The sequence below is a fragment of the Streptomyces massasporeus genome (genome assembly GCF_014648995.1).
Taxonomy (GTDB): domain Bacteria; phylum Actinomycetota; class Actinomycetes; order Streptomycetales; family Streptomycetaceae; genus Streptomyces; species Streptomyces massasporeus.
Genome location: NZ_BMSE01000019.1, coordinates 57029 through 73606, shown reverse-complemented (window position 1 = coordinate 73606; position 16578 = coordinate 57029). Strand labels below are relative to the sequence as shown.

The following is a 16578-nucleotide window of genomic DNA, read 5'->3' as shown; positions in this document are numbered from 1 at the left end:
CCCGGAACGGCCACCACCGTCCGCCGCATGTCCGGTCCCTCCCCCAAGCTCTCGGCTTCGCTCGAGCAGGGAGGTACCCCCAGCCCACCCGCACCACCTCCCTGACACCCACGGCCGCATCGGCGCGGCCGTGTAACCGACCGGAGGGACGCCGCCGTGGCCGACCACCCCGTTGACGAAAAACTCCCCGCGCTCAAGATGGCGACGACCGGCCTGCAGCACGTGGCCGCCATGTACGCGGGCGTCGTCGCCCCGCCCCTGATCGTCGGCGCGGCCATCGGCCTCACCGCCACCGACCTGACCTTCCTCACCGGCGCCTGCCTGTTCACCGCGGGCCTCGCCACCTTCCTGCAGACCCTCGGCATCTGGAAGATCGGCGCCCGGCTGCCGTTCGTCAACGGCGTCACCTTCGCCGGTGTCGCCCCGATGACCGCGATCGTCGCCTCCACCGAGGACAAGTCCGACGCCCTGCCCATCATCTTCGGCGCGGTCATCGTCGCCGGACTCCTGGGCTTCCTGGCCGCCCCCGTCTTCTGCAAGGCGATCCGCTTCTTCCCGCCCGTGGTCACGGGCACGGTCATCACCCTGATCGGCATATCGCTGCTCCCGGTCGCCTTCGGCTGGGCGCAGGGCCCCGATCCGGCGGCGCACGACTACGGCTCCGCCACCAACCTCGGACTGGCCGCCGTCACCCTGCTGATCGTGCTGCTGCTACGCCGCTTCACCACGGGCTTCGTCAAGCAGATCGCCGTGCTGCTCGGCCTGGTGATCGGCACGCTCATCGCGATCCCGTTCGGCGTCACGGACTTCGGCCCCGTCGCGGACGCGGCCGTCATCGGCTTCCCCACGCCGTTCCATTTCGGCGCTCCCCAGTTCCAGCTCGCCGCGATCATCTCGATGTGCGTGGTGATGGTGGTGTCGATGACCGAATCGACCGCCGACATGCTGGCGTTGGGCGAGATCGTCGAGCGCCCGGTGGACGAGAAGACCATCGCGGCCGGCCTGCGCGCCGACACCCTCGGCTCGGCGGTCAGCCCCCTCTTCAACGGCTTCATGTGCAGCGCCTTCGCACAGAACATCGGCCTGGTCGCCATGACGAAGATCCGCAGCCGGTACGTCGTCGCCGCGGGCGGCGGTTTCCTGGTGCTGATGGGCCTGTGCCCGATGGCGGCCTCGCTGATCGCCGTCGTACCGCGCCCGGTACTCGGCGGGGCGGGCGTGGTCCTGTTCGGCTCGGTCGCCGCCAGCGGCATCCAGACCCTCGTCCGGGCCGCCCTGGACAAGGACAACAACGTCCTGATCGTGGCCGTCTCGCTGGCCGTCGGCATCATCCCCATCACGGCGCCGGAGTTCTACCACGCCTTCCCGGAGACGGCGAGGATCGTCCTGGACTCCGGCATCTCGACGGGCTGTGTGGCCGCGGTCCTGCTGAATCTGGTCTTCAACCACCTGGGCCGGGGCGGCCGCGACGCCCACGACGTGACCCACCCGATGGAGGCGGGCGAGGAGCTCACGAACGCCCCCAAGGCCCCGGCCGCGTCCTGACCCACCGGACTCCGCTTGGGCTTCTGCCCCGGTCAACTCCTTGTTGACCGGGGGGGGGCAGGGGACGAGGGGGAGACGGGCCGATGAACCACGCGACCGAGGTGTCGCTGGCCGCGGCGCCGGTCGGCACTCAGTTCTGCGTCAAGCACTCCCACGGGGACATAGCCCTGCTCGTGCTCACGACGAAGTCGACCGCGCTGCCGGAACTCGCTGCCCTCACGATGGACATGACGGTCTGGCGCGACGCCGCCTAGAGCCCGAACATGCCCGGGTCCGCCGCCAGTTTCCTGAAGACCTCGGCGGGATCGGCGACCAGCCTGCGCTGCTCCAGGTCCAGGATGCCGCCGAGCGCCGTGATCTCGGCGGCGACCGTGCCGTCGGCCTTCAGGACGCTCTGCTCGATCCGGAACGTCTTGCCGCCGTCCCACTCGAAGGCGCAGGTCACCTCGACCTCGTCGCCCGCGAGCAGCTCGCGTTTGTAGCGGATGGTCGTCTCCAGGGCGACCGGACCCACGCCGCTGCCGACGAGCGCGGACTGGCTGATCCCGGCGGCGTGGAGCAGCGACCAGCGGGCGTGCTCCGCGTAGTTCAGGTACACCGCCTGGTTGAGGTGCCCCTGGACGTCGGTCTCGTATCCACGGACGGTCACAGGGACGGAAAACGGCTTGCTCACGGCTTTCCCTTCTCGCGCCGGGTCTCTCTCGCCGGACTCTCGTGCACTGCGCAACGATCCACCGATCTTGGCATGCTCATCACGCCCGGCGCGGCGAAGCCAGCAGATACCGGGTGCCGCCGCGCGGCTCGCGGTGCTCGCTCACCTGCCAGCCTGCCCCTTCCAGGGTGGCCGCGCAGGCCCGCAGCGCCTCGCCGTCCGGCTCGTGGACGGCGACGGCCTCCGGCTGTGGGGTCTCCCGCACGCGATACCCCGGGCCCTCCCGCCCCGCCGGACCGTGCCCCGCCGCCTCCAGCGCCAGCGCGGCGGCCCGCACCAGATGCGCCCGCTCCCAGCCGCACGGCCGGTCCACGTCCCCGCCCGGGTTGGTCATCCGGCGCAGCTCCAGCAGCCCCTGCCAGGCGCTGTGCACCTCTCGGTGCCGGGCAGGACTGGCATCCGCGGCGGCCTCCTCGCCGCCGACGCGGGCGGCGAACACCCCGGTCGAGGCGGGTGCCTCCCCGGGCCCGTCCGGTTCGGGCGCCTGCGTGATGCCCTGCCGTACCCGGTGCCCCTCCGGCGTCAGGAAGTGATCATGCGGCGGCCGGGGGTGACGGAAGGCAAGACCCCGCTTCACCAGCGCCGTGAGCTGCGACTCCGTGCCCCGGAGCCGTCCGGTGACGGGGTCGGCGGCGTCGATGACACGCCGCTGCGCGGCGGTCGGCGGTCGGGTCACGGCGTGCTCCTCTCCGGCCGGCGACGGGGCCCGGGGCTCGACGCCCCACCTGCTCGAAGGCTACGGCCCGCCACTGACATTCCGGGCCGGGACAGCTCCCCGCCCCGCCGCACTCCGGCCCGCCGCGCGCCGGGGCTCGGGCCGCCAAGTGGCCACCAACGCCGCGGCCAGCAGCAACTCGGCCAGGTCGCCGCCGTAGTACATGATCTCGGCGCCGCCCCGCACCTCGTCGATCGGCGCGTGGATGTCGACCCAGACACCGCCGTACATCAACTGGGAGATCACGGCGTGCGCCGCGATCGCGACGCCCAGGTAGACCAGCCGGGCCCTGACACCCGGCCGGGCGGGGGCCGGGTCGGGGCCGGCGATGGCGTAGGCGAACAGGCATCCGGAGAGCAGGAAGTGCGCGTGCAGCAGCCAGTGCGCCGCCGGGTCGGCCGTGATCGCGGTGTACAGGGGGGTGAAGTAGAGCACCGCGAGGCCGCCCGTGGAGAGCGCCAGCCCGACCGCCGGGTGGGCGATCACGCGGGCGGGGGAGCTGTGCAGCACCGCGGTCAGGCGCCGGCCCCGCGACGGGGGCAGGGTGCGCAGCAGGAGCGTGACGGGGGCGGCCAGGACCAGCGCGAGCGGCGCGTACATGCCGATGAGGAGGTGCTGGCCCATGTGCCCGCGGAAGTCCCCGTGGGCGAAGGGGGCCACGGGCGGCAGCAGCGCGACGCCGAGCAGGAGGATCCCACCCAGGAAGAAGCCCGTCCGCCACCGGCTCCAGCCGAGGACCGGATTGCGCCGGCGCGCCCGGTGGACGAGCAGCAGGTAGGCACCGGAGGCGGCGAGCAGCAGGAGCGCCGGCGGCAGCCAGTGCGGGACGCCGCCGCCCGCTTCGTGCCCGTGCCCGTGCAGGTGGTGGCCCATCAGCCGTGCAGGCCCTCATGCCGGCCGGTGGCCGCACCCGGGTCGAAGGGCCGGCCGCTGCGCTGGAGCAGGTGGCCGCCGGTGACCAGCAGGGCGCCCAGGACGAGGAAGCCGATGTCCCACCACACCTGGCCCTCCCCGGCGTAGACGTGGTGGATGCCGAGCACGTGGTGGTCCAGCACGCCCTCCACGAGGTTGAACAGGCCCCAGCCGACGAGCATCCAGCCCCACAGCACCCGGGAGGTCCACACCCGCCGCCGGTCGTGGGTGACCCGCGCGTACAGCACGGCCAGCCCGAGCAGGACCGCGAGCCAGCACACGGTGTGGAAGACGCCGTCCCACAGGGTGTTCATCTCCAGGCCTGAGACGGTGTGGGGGTTGTAGTACTTCACCCCGATGCGGTCCTGGTTGGTGCTGGAGAGCATGTGGTGCCACTGCAGCAACTGGTGCAGCAGGATGCCGTCGGCGAACCCGCCCATCCCGACCCCGAGCACGATGCCCGGCAACCGGAGGTCCGCCGGCCGTGGGGTGCCGACCCGGGCTTCACCTTGCGTGGTGGCCATCACTCGTCTCCGCTCCTGCCTGGGGGAAGGACCGAGGACGACGTTCCCCGCTGCGCGGCGCTCACGCCCTGCTCAGGGCCTCCATCCGGCTCAAAGGCCCTTTCCGGCCGTCCCCGCGGATGTCCGGGAATCGTTCGGCGCCTACTGCCGGTATCCGCCGAGGAATCGCCCGATCCGGCCGATCGCCGCCTCCAGGTCCTCCGCGTGGGGCAGCGTCAGGATGCGGAAGTGATCCGGCGTCGGCCAGTTGAAGCCCGTGCCCTGGACGACCTGGATCTTCTCCCGCAGCAGCAGGTCCAGGACGAACTTCTCGTCGTCGTGGATCTTGTGGACCTTGGGGTCGAGGCGCGGGAAGGCGTAGAGCGAACCCTTCGGTTTCACACACGTCACACCGGGGATCTCGTTGAGCTTCTCCCAGGCCACGGTGCGCTGTTCGTGCAGCCGGCCGCCGGGCGCGGTCAGCTCGCGGATGGACTGCCGGCCGCCCAGAGCGGCCTGGATGGCGTACTGCGCGGGCGCGTTGGCGCACAGCCGCATGGAGGCCAGCATGGTGAGGCCCTCCAGGTAGTCCTTGGCGTGCTGCCGCGGCCCGGTGACGACCAGCCAGCCGGAGCGGAAGCCCGCCACGCGATACGTCTTGGACAGGCCGCAGAAGGTGAGGACCACCAGGTCGGGGGCGAGGGCCGCGGCCGAGTGGTGGACGGCGTCGTCGTAGAGGATCTGGTCGTAGATCTCGTCGGCGAAGACCATGAGACCGTGCCGCCGGGCGAGGTCGAGGATGCCCTCGACGATCTCCTTGGGGTAGACCGCGCCGGTGGGGTTGTTCGGATTGATGATCACGACCGCCTTCGTACGGTCGGTGATCTTCGACGCCATGTCGTCGAGGTCGGGGTACCAGTCGGCCTGTTCGTCGCACAGGTAGTGGACCGCCTTGCCGCCCGCCAGGGTCGTCACCGCCGTCCACAGGGGGAAGTCCGGCGCGGGAATGAGGATCTCGTCGCCGTCCTCGATGAGCGCCTGCACGGCCATCGACACCAGCTCCGAGACGCCGTTGCCGAGGAAGACGTCGTCGACGCCGACCTCCAGGCCGAGGGTCTGATACCGCTGCGCCACGGCCCGGCGGGCGGAGAGGATGCCGCGCGAATCGGTGTAGCCGTGCGCCTGGGGCAGCATCCGGATCATGTCCTGGAGGATCTCCTCCGGCGCCTCGAACCCGAAGAGCGCGGGATTGCCGGTGTTCAGGCGCAGCACGCTGTGGCCCGCCTCCTCCAGCGCGTTGGCGTGCTCGATCACCGGGCCGCGGATCTCGTAGCAGACCTCGCTGAGCTTGCTCGACTGCCGGAACTCCATGCGCCGCTCTCCTCTGCCGATCGTGTTGCTTGGTTTTACCAAGTACGCGCTTGGAAAGTCCAACAACTTGTCTAGACTGCGTCGCATGCCACCTCGCCGAAGCTACGACCAGTACTGCTCCGCCGCCCGCGCGCTCGACGTCGTCGGTGACCGCTGGACCCTGCTGATCGTCCGGGAGCTCCTCGCCGGTCCCCGGCGCTACACCGACCTGCACGCGGACCTGCCCGGCGTCAGCACCGACGTCCTCGCCTCGCGGCTGAAGGACATGGAGCGCGACGGCCTCGCGACCCGGCGCCGGCTGCCGCCCCCCGGTGCGGCGTACGTGTACGAAGTCACGCCTCGCGGACGCGAGTTGCTGCCCGTGCTGCAGGCGCTGGGGGAGTGGGGGCAGGCCGAACTCGGGGAACGCCGGCCGACGGACGCGGTCCGGGCCCACTGGTTCGCCCTGCCGCTGCTGCGCCTGCTGGACGGCGAGGGGCTCGTCGAAGTCCGTCTGGAGGAAGGCCTGTTCCATCTGTACGCCGGTGCCGAGGACGGGCCCGTGTACGGCGACGGGCCCGCTCCGGGGGAGCCGGACGCCCGGCTGGTCCTGGACACCGCCACGTGCACGGCCCTCGGCCGGGGGGAGCTGACTCTGGCCCGGGCCGTGGGGGAGGGCCGGGTCGAGGTGAGCGGCGAGGGCACGCTGGCCAAGGCGCTGCGCGAGACATGACAGAAGGCCCGCGGTCGGCGGGCCTTCTGAGGGGTGATCAGGTGGTCAAACCGGCCTGGTGAGGGCCGGTCAGGCTCCCGGCGGCACCCGGGACGGCCGTCCCGTCCCGCGCGTCAGGGCGTACCCGCCGACTCCCGCGAGGGCGGCCAGGATTCCGCCGAGCGCGGTCCACACCCACCGGTCCGACCACCAGCCGGACGCCCAGCCGTCCTCGGGTTCGAGGCCGGCCAGCACCGCAGCGTTCTCCTGCTCCTCCTCGGGCTTCGTGGCGACGCCCGGCACCAGCGGCTCGGCCAGTGAGCCGTCCACCGCCGCGGATCCGCCGATGTCCTTGGAGTCCACCCGCACCTCGCTGCCGACCGGGAGACCCAGGTCGGCGGTGGCGACGCCGGTGGCGGTCAGCCGGACGTAATAGGTGCCCGGCAGTGGGTCGTTGGCCCACGGCTCCGACCAGGCGCGGACCGTGCGCAGCACGCAGGCCAGTTCGACGGAGGACGTGCCCGCCCCCGCGGTGCGCGTCTGCGCCCCGTACTGGCACGCCTGGCGGCGGCGCAGACCGTCGTACACGTCGATCTGCCAGGTCTGCGAGGCATGGGTCTCCGGCAGCTTCACCGTCGCCTCGACCGTGGGGCGCTGCCCGGTGTCGGCGGGGAACGACCAGTACAGGTAGTCGCCCGTGGAGCCGCTCGCCGTGGCCTGCTGCCCCTGCTCGATCTCCGTGGCCGTACGGAACGACGTGCCGGCCTGTGTGGGGGCCGAGGTGTCGTCCGGCGACGGACTCGGTGAGGCGTCGGCCGCGGCCGGGGCGGCCGCCAGACCGAGGGTCAGCAACCCCGCGCTCAACGCTCGTGCCACTCGCATCAGTTGGTCCTCCAGACCGCGACCCGCCAGCGCGACAGCCAGCCCCAGACGAGACCGGCCAGGAAGCCGGTGAGGATCAGCACGCCGAGCAGCCACCAGCCGCGGCCGAGACCGAAGGCGGCCACGTCGCCCGCCTGGCTCGGGGCGTCCACGATGTCCACGGTCAGCTCCAGCGGCAGACCGGGCGTGGCCTTCACGCCGGAGGCCGCCGAGAAGGAGTGGGTGACGGCCAGGCACACGGTCTCCGGGGCCGGCTTGTCGCCGTCGGCGTCGTCACGCTCGGGCTCGGGGTACCTCAGCCCGGTCGAGATCACGTCCGTGCGGCCGTTGCCCGCCGCCTCGCCGCGCACGATCTCGCGGCCCTTGGACGTCACGGCCCGCATCAGCACGCCGTAGCCGGGGCTCACGGCCCGGTCCGCCGCGACGCTCACCGAGGCGCGCAGCTCCTGCCCCGGCAGGACCTCCACGCGGTACCAGCGCTGCTGCCCGAACTCCTCGCGGTCGGTGTACAGGCCCGACTTCAGCGTCGGCGCCCCGGCGCACCGGTCCGTCCCCTCGGTCGCCACCGGCGTCACCACCGGATCCGCCGCCCGGTCCACCAACTGGTTCACCCGGTCGGTGAGTTCGTCCTGGTGCTCGACCGAGGTGTAGGTGCCGCCGGTGGCCTCGGCGATGCAGCTCAACTGCCGGCTCAGCTTGGCGGTCGGGACCAGGCCCAGGGTGTCGATGGTCAGGCCGATGCCCTTGGCCGCGATCTCGCGGGCCACCTCGCACGGGTCGAGCGGAGCGCAGGTGTCCTCGCCGTCGCTGATCAGCACGATGCGCTTGGAGCCGTCACCGCCGTCCAGGTCGCCGGCCGCCTTCAGCAGGGCCGGGCCGATCGGCGTCCAGCCCGTCGGGGTGAGCGTGGCGACGGCCGTCTTGGCCTCGGTGCGGTCGAGCGGGCCGACCGGGTAGAGCTGCGCGGTGTCCTTGCAGCCCGTCTTCCGGTCGTCCCCCGGGTAGTCGGCGCCGAGGGTGCGGATGCCGAGCTCGACCTCCTCCGGCGTCGCGTCGAGCACCTCGTTGAACGCCTGCTTGGCGGCGGCCATGCGCGACTGGCCGTCGATGTCCCGCGCCCGCATCGAGCCGCTCACATCGAGGACGAGATCGACCTTGGGGGCGTCCTGGCCCGTGGGTTCACCGGCGGCCGCCCCGGCCGGGAAGGCGAGCCCGGCCGTCAGCGCGGCGAGCAGGGTACAGACCCCTGCCGCCAGCCGTGTTCTTATGATCATCGCCGGATCCTAGTGATCACCCCGCTCCGGCTCCAAAACGCCGGTTCACCGCAGCGGATTGGGCAGGTGCGCCCACTGGTCCCCGGGCGTCTGCGGCGAGAGCCGCATCAGCGTCAGCGCCTTCGTGGGCAGCGGATCGGCGCACAGCGCCGCGAGGTCGGGGGTGCGCGGCAGGTCCCGTACGGCCGTCTCCAGCGCCGCCGCGAGTGCCGGGCCCGAGCCGGCTGTGCCGGCCAGCGCGCCCGCCACGAGCGAGCCGAAGAGCTTGCGGCGCAGCGCGCGTTCGTCGTCGGTGACCATACGGGCGGGCAGCTCGGGCACCGTGATGCCGTGCCGGGCGAGGCGGGCCGGGCTGACGCGGATGTCGGCCAGGTCGCGGTAGACCAGCCGCAGCGGCTCGCCCGTCGCGGAGAGGACCACCAGGAGGTTCTGGCCGTGTGCCTCCAGCGCCACGCCCAGCTCCAGCAGCCGCAGCCCGACGGTGAGGGCGAGCCGGGTGAAACCGGCCATCCAGGCGGGAGAGCCGGGCAGGTCCGTGGTGGCGAGCGCCGCCACCGGCAGGACCCGCTCACCGCTGCCCGCGTACGTCTGCGGGGACTCCCGCAGGACGGCCGCGAAGTCCGGGGAACCGGCCGCCGCCGCGCCCAGGGTGCGCGTGACGTGCAGCAGGCCGTCCGTGCGCGCCGCGGGCACCCCCGCGAAGTCCGACAGCGTCGCCGACGCGGCGACCGAGGGCAGGGAGATGTCCCGCACCGAGGACGTCAGCCGGGCGCTCAGCGAGGTCTTCACATGCGGCCCGCCGGGCAGCGCCAGCGTCCTCAGGGACATCAGCGGATGCGCGGGACTCCGCTCCTCGCACGTCCGCTTCAGCACATGCGCCGCCTGCCACGGGTGCACCGGCAGCACCACCCGCCCCCCGTCCCGCAGCTCGCCCGGCCACACGCCCGTCACCAGGCACTCCTCCGCCCGCACCGGCACCAGTCCCAGCTCCACGACCGGCCGGTGCTCGGGCCCGTAGGCGAGCTGCTCGGCCACCGAGAAGCCCGGCCGGGACCGGCACGTCGGATGGAACGGATGCCCGTCGACGATCCGCTGCTCCCACTCCCAGTCGTGCTCCGGCCAGTCGCCCCGAGCGCCCTCCTGCCCCGCTCGCGACAGCGCCAACGAGGCGACGCTGTGCCCGAGTTCGGCGGCGAAGGAGGCGGAGTGCGGTACGGCGAGGTCCGTCATCAGCCGCGCCGGATCCTCGTAGGCCTTCTCGTCCAGCCGTACGACGGTGACGTACGCGCCGGTCGCGTACGGATCCGGCCGGGGGCCGTGCAGCCGGCGCCCGTCCGGCAGGGACAGCGTCAGCCCGTCCCCGCCCTGCTCGCGGCTGGCGACCCAGGGCAGTGGATCGTGGGCGAGACCGCGCCACAGCCGGGACAGCACGGCCGCCCGGGCGCCGGGCAGTTCGGCCTCGTACCGCGCCGGCAGACCGGGCCGCGCGACGGACAGCTCGTCGGCGACCTCGGTCTCGGCGGTGGGGGGACGGTGCACGGGCGGGCTCCTCGGGTACGAATGCGGGTACGAACAGGGATGTCACAGCGCAGTGGCGACGACCGACATACTGATCATCTCCGCCCGGAACGCTGGAAGGACCGTAGGGACGAGTGGAACGCGTGGACCTCATGCCCCCGCCCGCCGACGACGACTCGGCCCACGGCGACTCCGGCCTCGGCGACGGCCCGTCTGTCGGCGCGCTCGCCGACGCGTACGCCGCCGTGCCCCTGCTGAACTGCCTGCTGCGGGAGGTGGCCCGGCCGGTGCGTCAGGAGGGCGAACACCACGTCTACCGGCTGCCCGGCGGGGACCGCCTGCTGCGGGTGCGCGGCACCCGGCGGCCCGCCGAACCGGAAATCCACCGGGCGGGCGCCTGGCACCGCGTCGGCCACACCGAGCTGGTCAAACTCGTCGCCGAGGAACTGCGCCGGCACACCGGGTCGTCCAACCATGAACTGCCCGCCGAGATGCTCGACAGCCGGGAGGCCGTGGCCGCCCTGCTCGCCGCCCGCACCCGGGCCACCCCGCCCGAGGACCTCTACCGGCGCTCCGAGCAGTCCCTCCTCACCGGCCACACCCACCACCCGGCCCCCAAGGCGCGCGGCGGCGGGCCGGCCGCCGCCTGGCTGCCGTACGCGCCCGAGGCGTACGCCCGCTTCCCGATGGCCCTGCTCGGGCTCCGTGAGGACACCGTCGTCGAGGAGGGCGACACCTCCGCCCTCGACGCCCTCGGCACGGCCCCGCCCGGCTACCGCCTGCTCCCGGCCCACCCCTGGCAGCTCGACCTGGCCGCCCCCGAACTCGCCGCCGCCTTCGCGGACGGCAGACTGATCCGGCTCGGCACGACCGCCTTCGACACCTGGCCCACGGCCGCGATCCGCACGCTCTACACGCCCGGGCACGACCTCTTCCTCAAGTTCAGCCTCGACGTGCGCATCACCAACGACATCCGCCGGCTGTGGCGCCACGACCTGCTCGCCCTGCGCCGGACGGACGGGGCGGTCTGCGCCGCCTTCGCGGCGTTCGACGGGCCCCCGGCCTGGCTCGGCGACCGCGGGTACCGCACCGCCGACTTCGCCTTCGAGGCCCTCGCCGTCCTCGTCCGCGACGGCTTCGGCGATCACCTCCTGCCCGGCGCGACCCCGCTGCTCGCCGCCGGACTCGTCGAGGGCTTCGACGGCAGCCCGCTCGACCGGACCCCCGACCCCGCTGCCTGGTGGGAGGCCTATCTGGCCCAGGTCGTGCCCCCGGCGCTGACGGCGTTCGCCGAGCACGGCGTCGTCATCGAGGCCCACCTGCAGAACACCCTGGTCGCCGTCGACGCCGACGGCCTGCCGGTGCAGGCGCTGTACCGGGACGCCGAGGGCGTGAAACTGCTGCCGGACGTGACGCGGCAGGCCGGCTGGGAGCGGCTCGTGTACTGCCTCGTCGTCAACCACCTCGTCGAGATCGCCGGCGCCCTCACCGAACGACACCCCGGTTTCGGCCCCTGGCCCGCCGCCCGCCGCGCGTTCGCCCGCCACGACCTCCCCGAGATCCCCGCCCTGCTCACCTCACCGACCCTGCCCGCCAAGACCAACCTGCTGCTGCGCTGGACCGGCGCGGACGGCGCCGACGCCCGCTACCGGCCGCTGCCCAACCCGCTCGCGGACGGGACCTGACCCCTCGGGGCCGGACCTCCGCGTGAAATGATGATCACAACGGCTGGAGAGGGAGGGTGCGGCATGTCCGCGAAGCCGGACGCAGGGGTCCCCTGCCGCGTCGTCGTCTGCCGGGACTGCTGCTGCGGCAGTCCCAAGGTCACCGGCGTCGATCACGCCGCCCAGACCGAGCGCCTGCGCGAAGCGGCACCGGTGCGCGTCTCCGACTGCCTCGACGTCTGCGACCAGGCCAACGTCATCGTCGTCCAGCCCTCCGCCGAGGGCCGGGCCGCCGGGGGCCGGCCGGTGTGGCTGGGCCTGGTCAACGACCCGGCGGCGACCGAGGACGTCGTCTCCTGGGTCCGGGAGGGCGGTCCCGGCGTCGCGCCCCTGCCCGACATCCTCGACCTGTACGTCTTCACCCCGCTCGCGCGGCGCCGCTCCGAGGGCTCATGACACGGCGGGCACGCACAGCACCGGCACGCTCGACAGGTGCAGCAGCTTGTGCGGAGTCGAGCCCAGCAGCGCCCCGCGCACCGGGCTCTCACCCCAGGTGCCCACCACGATGACCCGGGCGCCATGGCGGGCCGCCGCCTCGATCAGCGCCTGCGCGGGCTTCTCGTCGATGAGCTCCACCGACGTCCGGACACCGGCCTCCTCGGCCACCCGGACCGCATGGCTCAGCGCGGTGTTGCCTGCCTCGCGGACGGCCTCGTGGTGAGCGCCGTACTCCTCGCCCGTGACGCCGGGGGCGGCGACGCCGTAGACGATCACCAGGGGTTCGTCGTAGGCGGTCGCCACCTCGATGGCCACGCGCAGGGCCTGCAGGGCGCCCGGGGACTCGTCGTATCCGAGGACCACCGACATCTTCAGGACTCCTTGCCGTCGACGAGGGCCGGGTCGACCACGCTCGGGTGTTCCGACCAGAAGGCGGGCGCCATCAGACGCCACACGACCATCAGAACCACGCCCGCCACGGCGATGCCGATGCCGATGACGAGCGGCGGACCGAGCCCGAACCACGAGACACCGCTGTAGGAGTTCTCGGGGTCGGACATGTCCGTCACGGATTCCACCAGCAGCCACGCCAGCAGCCCCGCGCCGATCAGCGGGCCGAGGCCGATCAGGAAGAAGTTGCGGGCGCTGCGGGTCAGTTGACGGCGGTAGTAGACCGCGCAGGCCAGGCCCGTGAGCGCGTAGTAGAAGGCGATCAGCAGGGACAGGGCGGTGAGGGAGTCGAAGAGGGCGTTCTCGCTGATGTGGAAGAGGACGAGGTACCAGGCGATGGCGATGCCGGCGACCCACCAGGTGCTCACGTCGGGGGTGCGGAACCGCGGGTGGATGCGGCCGAAGTGCGCGGGCAGGGCATGCCGGCGTGCCATGGACAGGCCCGTGCGGGACGCGGGGATGATCGTCGTCTGGGTCGAGGCGAGGGCGGACGTCGAGACCGCCAGCAGCACGACCCAGTCCCAGCCGCCCATGGCCTCCTCGGCGAGCAGGGCGAAGATGAACTCCTCCTCCGCCGCGTTCTCGGCGAGGTAGTCCGTCCCCGCGTAGGCCACGACCGCGTAGGCGACCGCGATGTAGGTCACCAGCAGCAGCACCGTCGACCAGACGGCCGCCTTGCCGGGGGCGGTGGCCGAGTCCTCGACCTCCTCGGTGAGGTTGACCGCGGACTCCCACCCCCAGTAGATGAACACGCCCAGCAGCAGGGACGCGGTCAGTGACGCCCCGCCGGCTCCGAACGGGGAGAGCCAGTTGAACTTCGGGTCGATGGAGTCGAGGGTGCCGGTGTCGGCGTAGACGCGGTAGAGCGCCACCACGGCGAAGGCGAGCAGGCAGACGACCTGGGCCAGGATGAGGACGTTCTGCACCTTGGCCGAGATCTCGGTGCCGATCACGCAGACGGCCGTCATCACCAGGATGAGAAGCACCGTCAGCACCTGGCGCACCACGTCGTTGTCGGCCCAGCTGTCCAGGCCGACGGCGAGCAGGAAGAACGTCACGGCGACGTCCGCGAGCGACCCGACCACCAGGACGCCCGTCATCGTGATGGCCCAGCCGCCGAGCCAGCCCGCCCACGGTCCCATGGCGCGGGTGACCCAGGAGAACGTCGTGCCGCAGTCCTGGTCGACCTTGTTGAGGTAGTAGAACGCCGACGCGATCAGCAGCATGGGCACGAACGACGCGAGCATCACCCCCGGGGCGTAGATGCCCACCAGCGCCACGATCGGGCCGATGACCGCTGCCACGGAGTACGCGGGGGAGGTCGCGTTGAGCCCGATGACCAGCGCGTCGACGAACCCGATCGCGTTGGGCTTCAGGCTCGCCTCCGGGGGCGGGCCCGCGTCCGTGATGTCCTTGGCCATGCTCCCTCGCTCCCGTTGTGTGTGCATCCATACAACAGGGACCTTCGGGGTGATTAGCCCATTGATGGCCATTCAGGGCTTCATGTCGCCCTCCGACTGCGGACCAGCAGGTGCAGGAAGTACGGCGTGCCGATCACCGCGGTCATCAGGCCGGCCCGGCCACGGGCAGGACCGCCCGGGCGCGCACGAAGCCCCGGAACCGGCGGGCGAGCGGACGGACCAGCGCGGGGGCGCACAGTCCGACGTAGCCGATGGGCCCGGCGAGCGTGACCGCCGCCGCGGACAGCAGTGCCGCCAGGACCACCACCGTGACGCGGGTGGCCCGCACCGGGACGCCCAGACCGCGTGCCGCGTCGTCCCCGAGGGCGAGCGCGTCGACCCGGCGGGCGACCAGCAGCAGCCCGACGAGCCCGATCAGGGCGACGGGCAGCATCTGCAGGACACCGTCGAAGCCGTTCTGGCCGATGCTGCCCTGGTTCCACTGGTAGAGGCCCTCGGTCTGCTGCGGGAACAACAGCAGCAGCCCTTCCGTCACGGAGTTCAGGCCGAGCGCGAGCGCGGTGCCGGCGAGGACCAGCCGTACGGTGCCCGTGCCGAGGCCGGACAGGGCGAGCACGACGGCCGCGGCCGCCAGTCCGCCGGCGAAGGCCACTCCGGAGGAGGCGAGCAGCGGCAGGGAGACGCCGCTCGCGCCGACCAGCCCGAGGGCCAGGTACGAACCGGCGTTCACTGCGAGGGTGTCGGGCGAGGCGAGCACGTTGCGGCTGACGGCCTGCAGGACGGCCCCGGCGATGCCGAGGACGACGCCGACCAGGATGCCGGCGGTCATCCGCGGCAGCCGGGAGGCGACGACCACGGAGGCGTCGCCCGGATCGGCCTGCCCGGTGAGGGCCTTGAGGACCTGTCCCGGTCCGACGGCGGCGGTGCCCTGGGTGATGTCGACGACGGCCAGGGCGGCGACCAGGAGGACGAGAGCGGCCGTCACCGCGGCCGCACCGGTCCGGGACGCGGCCGCGGGCGGACGGGTGGCAGGGGGCGCTTCGGTGACGGCCATGACTCCGCTACTTCGTCAGCGCGCCGACGAGGGCGTCGATGTACGCCTCCATCGACCCGGGACCGCCGAACATCCAGATGCCGTCGGGCAGCCGGTGCACCTTGTCCGCCTTCACGAACGGCAGGGAGGTCCACACGGCGTTCTTCTTCAGCTGCCCGGAGAACGGGAGGTGAGTGATCGCCGTCGGACGGGCGGACCGGGCCGTCCGGAACGGTGCTCCGAACGGCCCGGCACGCCGCGCTCCCATGACACAGAGCATGCGCACCCGCCGCCGGATACACCCGCGGCCAAGACCGCGGGCGGGGATCGGCGGCGTCGAGGCGCAGGACGGTGGACCCGGCCGCTTGCCCGGCCGGGTCCGGGTGCTGTCTGCCGTGGGCCTACGCCGTCCTGCGGTCCTGTTCGGGAGTCCAGGCGTGGTGGAGGGAGCGGTCCGCGGAGAGGATCGCGCGCTGGAGGGCCTGGATGCCGGGGGAGGGTTCCAGGCCGAGTTCCTTCACCAGCTGGTGGCGCAGATTGCGGTACACCTGCAGGGCCTGGACGCGCCGGCCGACGCGGTACAGGGCGAGCATCAGGTGGGCGTGCAGCTGTTCGTTCGTCCGGTCGACCGCGGTCTGGGCGACCAGCTCGCCCAGCAGTTCGTAGTGCCTGCCCAGGCGCAACTCCGCGGCGACGCAGCGCTCGTACGCGGACTTGCGGCGCTCCTCCAGCTCGGTGCGGCGCAGCTCCAGCAGAGGGCCGGCCTCGACATTGGACAGCGCCGTGCCCTTCCAGAGTGCGAGCGCGCGCCGGAACTGGGCGGAGGCCGCCGCGTCGTCACCGGCCGCTGCGGCCCGGTGGCCGCGCTCGGCCAGCCGTCCGAATTCCTCCTGGTCGCTGCTCCACGCGTGCGGGGTCAGGGTGTACCCGCCCGGCCTGGTCCGGAGTACCGACTTGGGATCCGTGCCGGGTGCGGCGGCGGTGAGTGTCTCGCGGAGCTTGCTGACGTAGGTGTGGATCGCGGCGTTGGCTGTGCGGGGCACGCGGCCGGGCCACAACTCGCGGATGCAATCGTCCAAGGCGACCGTGCGTCCCTTCTCGACGGCCAGCAGGGCGAGCAGCTTGGCGGGTTTGGCCGCGGTGGGTGTGAGTCTTATGCCCGATATGCGCGCATCGAAAGGTCCGAGTATGCAAATGTCCATGCTATCCCCCGTTTTGGTTAGTGGTTACTTACCACTTAGTCGAGCCTAGAAATCCGCTTCTTGGCTGTCAACGACGATCGGACGAGTGGCCAAGTCTTGACCTTGGCCGCACCAGGGCATTGCCCGCTTCCTTCCCGGATCGGTTTCCCCGTCCTTGACTCCTTCTTGGCGCAGTCGGGTGAACTCC

Annotated in this window: 16 protein-coding genes and 2 pseudogenes; 5 read left to right on the top strand and 13 right to left on the bottom strand. The window is 72.5% G+C overall.

What is annotated here, in order from left to right; genetic code table 11:
* The first annotated feature begins 156 nt into the window (after nucleotides 1–156).
* Nucleotides 157–1545, top strand: coding sequence for a nucleobase:cation symporter-2 family protein (locus tag IE153_RS32315; protein WP_189593281.1), 1389 nt, complete (start codon nucleotides 157–159; stop codon nucleotides 1543–1545).
* Nucleotides 1546–1628: 83 nt separating this feature from the next.
* Complete coding sequence (locus IE153_RS32310; protein ID WP_189593280.1) at nucleotides 1629–1799, top strand: hypothetical protein; 171 nt, start codon at nucleotides 1629–1631, stop codon at nucleotides 1797–1799.
* Here the strand turns inward: IE153_RS32310 and IE153_RS32305 are convergent.
* The 5 genes from IE153_RS32305 to IE153_RS32285 form a co-directional block, all read right to left on the bottom strand.
* Complete coding sequence (locus IE153_RS32305; RefSeq protein WP_189593279.1) at nucleotides 1796–2218, bottom strand: acyl-CoA thioesterase; 423 nt, start codon at nucleotides 2216–2218, stop codon at nucleotides 1796–1798. The two genes, IE153_RS32310 and IE153_RS32305, sit on opposite strands and share 4 nt — an antisense overlap.
* A gap of 79 nt (nucleotides 2219–2297) precedes the next feature.
* Nucleotides 2298–2933: a hypothetical protein gene (locus tag IE153_RS32300; protein ID WP_189593278.1), complete on the bottom strand. Its 636-nt coding sequence runs from the start codon at nucleotides 2931–2933 to the stop codon at nucleotides 2298–2300.
* A gap of 60 nt (nucleotides 2934–2993) precedes the next feature.
* Nucleotides 2994–3845 (bottom strand): cytochrome c oxidase assembly protein, encoded by an 852-nt coding sequence (locus IE153_RS32295; RefSeq protein WP_189593277.1) that lies wholly within the window; start codon nucleotides 3843–3845, stop codon nucleotides 2994–2996.
* Complete coding sequence (locus tag IE153_RS32290; protein WP_189593276.1) at nucleotides 3845–4408, bottom strand: DUF2243 domain-containing protein; 564 nt, start codon at nucleotides 4406–4408, stop codon at nucleotides 3845–3847. The genes IE153_RS32295 and IE153_RS32290 overlap by 1 nt, the downstream gene beginning before the upstream one ends.
* Nucleotides 4409–4549: 141 nt before the next feature.
* On the bottom strand, nucleotides 4550–5758 hold the full coding sequence (locus tag IE153_RS32285) for a pyridoxal phosphate-dependent aminotransferase (RefSeq protein WP_142157981.1): 1209 nt from the start codon (nucleotides 5756–5758) through the stop codon (nucleotides 4550–4552).
* An 85-nt stretch (nucleotides 5759–5843) separates the two neighbouring features.
* On the opposite strand from IE153_RS32285, the gene IE153_RS32280 reads away from it, so the two are divergent.
* Nucleotides 5844–6470: a winged helix-turn-helix transcriptional regulator gene (locus IE153_RS32280; protein ID WP_189593275.1), complete on the top strand. Its 627-nt coding sequence runs from the start codon at nucleotides 5844–5846 to the stop codon at nucleotides 6468–6470.
* A gap of 69 nt (nucleotides 6471–6539) precedes the next feature.
* Here the strand turns inward: IE153_RS32280 and IE153_RS32275 are convergent, their stop codons facing one another.
* From IE153_RS32275 to IE153_RS32265, 3 genes are read right to left on the bottom strand one after another with little or no spacing between them, the layout of a single operon-like run.
* Nucleotides 6540–7331, bottom strand: a complete 792-nt coding sequence (locus IE153_RS32275) for a hypothetical protein (RefSeq protein ID WP_189593274.1) — start codon at nucleotides 7329–7331, stop codon at nucleotides 6540–6542.
* A complete protein-coding gene (locus IE153_RS32270; protein ID WP_189593273.1) occupies nucleotides 7331–8605 on the bottom strand; it encodes a VWA domain-containing protein in 1275 nt (424 codons plus the stop codon). Before IE153_RS32270 ends, IE153_RS32275 begins: the two co-directional genes overlap by 1 nt.
* A gap of 45 nt (nucleotides 8606–8650) precedes the next feature.
* Nucleotides 8651–10144 (bottom strand): IucA/IucC family protein, encoded by a 1494-nt coding sequence (locus IE153_RS32265; protein WP_189593272.1) that lies wholly within the window; start codon nucleotides 10142–10144, stop codon nucleotides 8651–8653.
* Nucleotides 10145–10257: 113 nt separating this feature from the next.
* Between IE153_RS32265 and IE153_RS32260 the strand changes: the two genes are divergently transcribed.
* The gene (locus tag IE153_RS32260) at nucleotides 10258–11808 is read left to right on the top strand and encodes an IucA/IucC family protein (RefSeq protein WP_229829278.1); all 1551 of its coding nucleotides are present in this window, start codon (nucleotides 10258–10260) and stop codon (nucleotides 11806–11808) included.
* A gap of 63 nt (nucleotides 11809–11871) precedes the next feature.
* Nucleotides 11872–12243 (top strand): (2Fe-2S) ferredoxin domain-containing protein, encoded by a 372-nt coding sequence (locus IE153_RS32255; protein ID WP_189593271.1) that lies wholly within the window; start codon nucleotides 11872–11874, stop codon nucleotides 12241–12243.
* On the opposite strand, the gene IE153_RS32250 is transcribed toward IE153_RS32255, so the two are convergent.
* The 5 genes and pseudogenes from IE153_RS32250 to IE153_RS32230 form a co-directional block, all read right to left on the bottom strand.
* Nucleotides 12238–12654 carry a universal stress protein gene (locus tag IE153_RS32250; RefSeq protein WP_189593270.1) on the bottom strand — a complete coding sequence of 139 codons (417 nt, stop codon included), beginning with the start codon at nucleotides 12652–12654 and terminating at the stop codon, nucleotides 12238–12240. The two genes, IE153_RS32255 and IE153_RS32250, sit on opposite strands and share 6 nt — an antisense overlap.
* 2 nt (nucleotides 12655–12656) lie before the next feature.
* Nucleotides 12657–14156: an APC family permease gene (locus tag IE153_RS32245; protein ID WP_189593345.1), complete on the bottom strand. Its 1500-nt coding sequence runs from the start codon at nucleotides 14154–14156 to the stop codon at nucleotides 12657–12659.
* 154 nt (nucleotides 14157–14310) lie between these two features.
* Nucleotides 14311–15210, bottom strand: a pseudogene (locus IE153_RS32240) (iron chelate uptake ABC transporter family permease subunit); the annotation flags it as partial.
* 7 nt (nucleotides 15211–15217) lie between these two features.
* Nucleotides 15218–15376: pseudogene (locus IE153_RS32235) on the bottom strand (iron-siderophore ABC transporter substrate-binding protein); the annotation flags it as partial.
* Between the two features lie 214 nt (nucleotides 15377–15590).
* A complete protein-coding gene (locus IE153_RS32230; protein WP_189593269.1) occupies nucleotides 15591–16391 on the bottom strand; it encodes an AfsR/SARP family transcriptional regulator in 801 nt (266 codons plus the stop codon).
* Between the last annotated feature and the right edge of the window lie 187 nt (nucleotides 16392–16578).

Coding starts and splice junctions, on each gene's coding strand:
- IE153_RS32230 (WP_189593269.1), bottom strand. CDS start 16,391: ATGGACATTTGCATACTCGGACCTTTCGATGCGCGCATATCGGGCATA.
- IE153_RS32245 (WP_189593345.1), bottom strand. CDS start 14,156: ATGGCCAAGGACATCACGGACGCGGGCCCGCCCCCGGAGGCGAGCCTG.
- IE153_RS32280 (WP_189593275.1), top strand. CDS start 5,844: ATGCCACCTCGCCGAAGCTACGACCAGTACTGCTCCGCCGCCCGCGCG.
- IE153_RS32285 (WP_142157981.1), bottom strand. CDS start 5,758: ATGGAGTTCCGGCAGTCGAGCAAGCTCAGCGAGGTCTGCTACGAGATC.
- IE153_RS32290 (WP_189593276.1), bottom strand. CDS start 4,408: ATGGCCACCACGCAAGGTGAAGCCCGGGTCGGCACCCCACGGCCGGCG.
- IE153_RS32250 (WP_189593270.1), bottom strand. CDS start 12,654: ATGTCGGTGGTCCTCGGATACGACGAGTCCCCGGGCGCCCTGCAGGCC.
- IE153_RS32255 (WP_189593271.1), top strand. CDS start 11,872: ATGTCCGCGAAGCCGGACGCAGGGGTCCCCTGCCGCGTCGTCGTCTGC.
- IE153_RS32275 (WP_189593274.1), bottom strand. CDS start 7,331: ATGCGAGTGGCACGAGCGTTGAGCGCGGGGTTGCTGACCCTCGGTCTG.
- IE153_RS32310 (WP_189593280.1), top strand. CDS start 1,629: ATGAACCACGCGACCGAGGTGTCGCTGGCCGCGGCGCCGGTCGGCACT.
- IE153_RS32270 (WP_189593273.1), bottom strand. CDS start 8,605: ATGATCATAAGAACACGGCTGGCGGCAGGGGTCTGTACCCTGCTCGCC.
- IE153_RS32295 (WP_189593277.1), bottom strand. CDS start 3,845: ATGGGCCACCACCTGCACGGGCACGGGCACGAAGCGGGCGGCGGCGTC.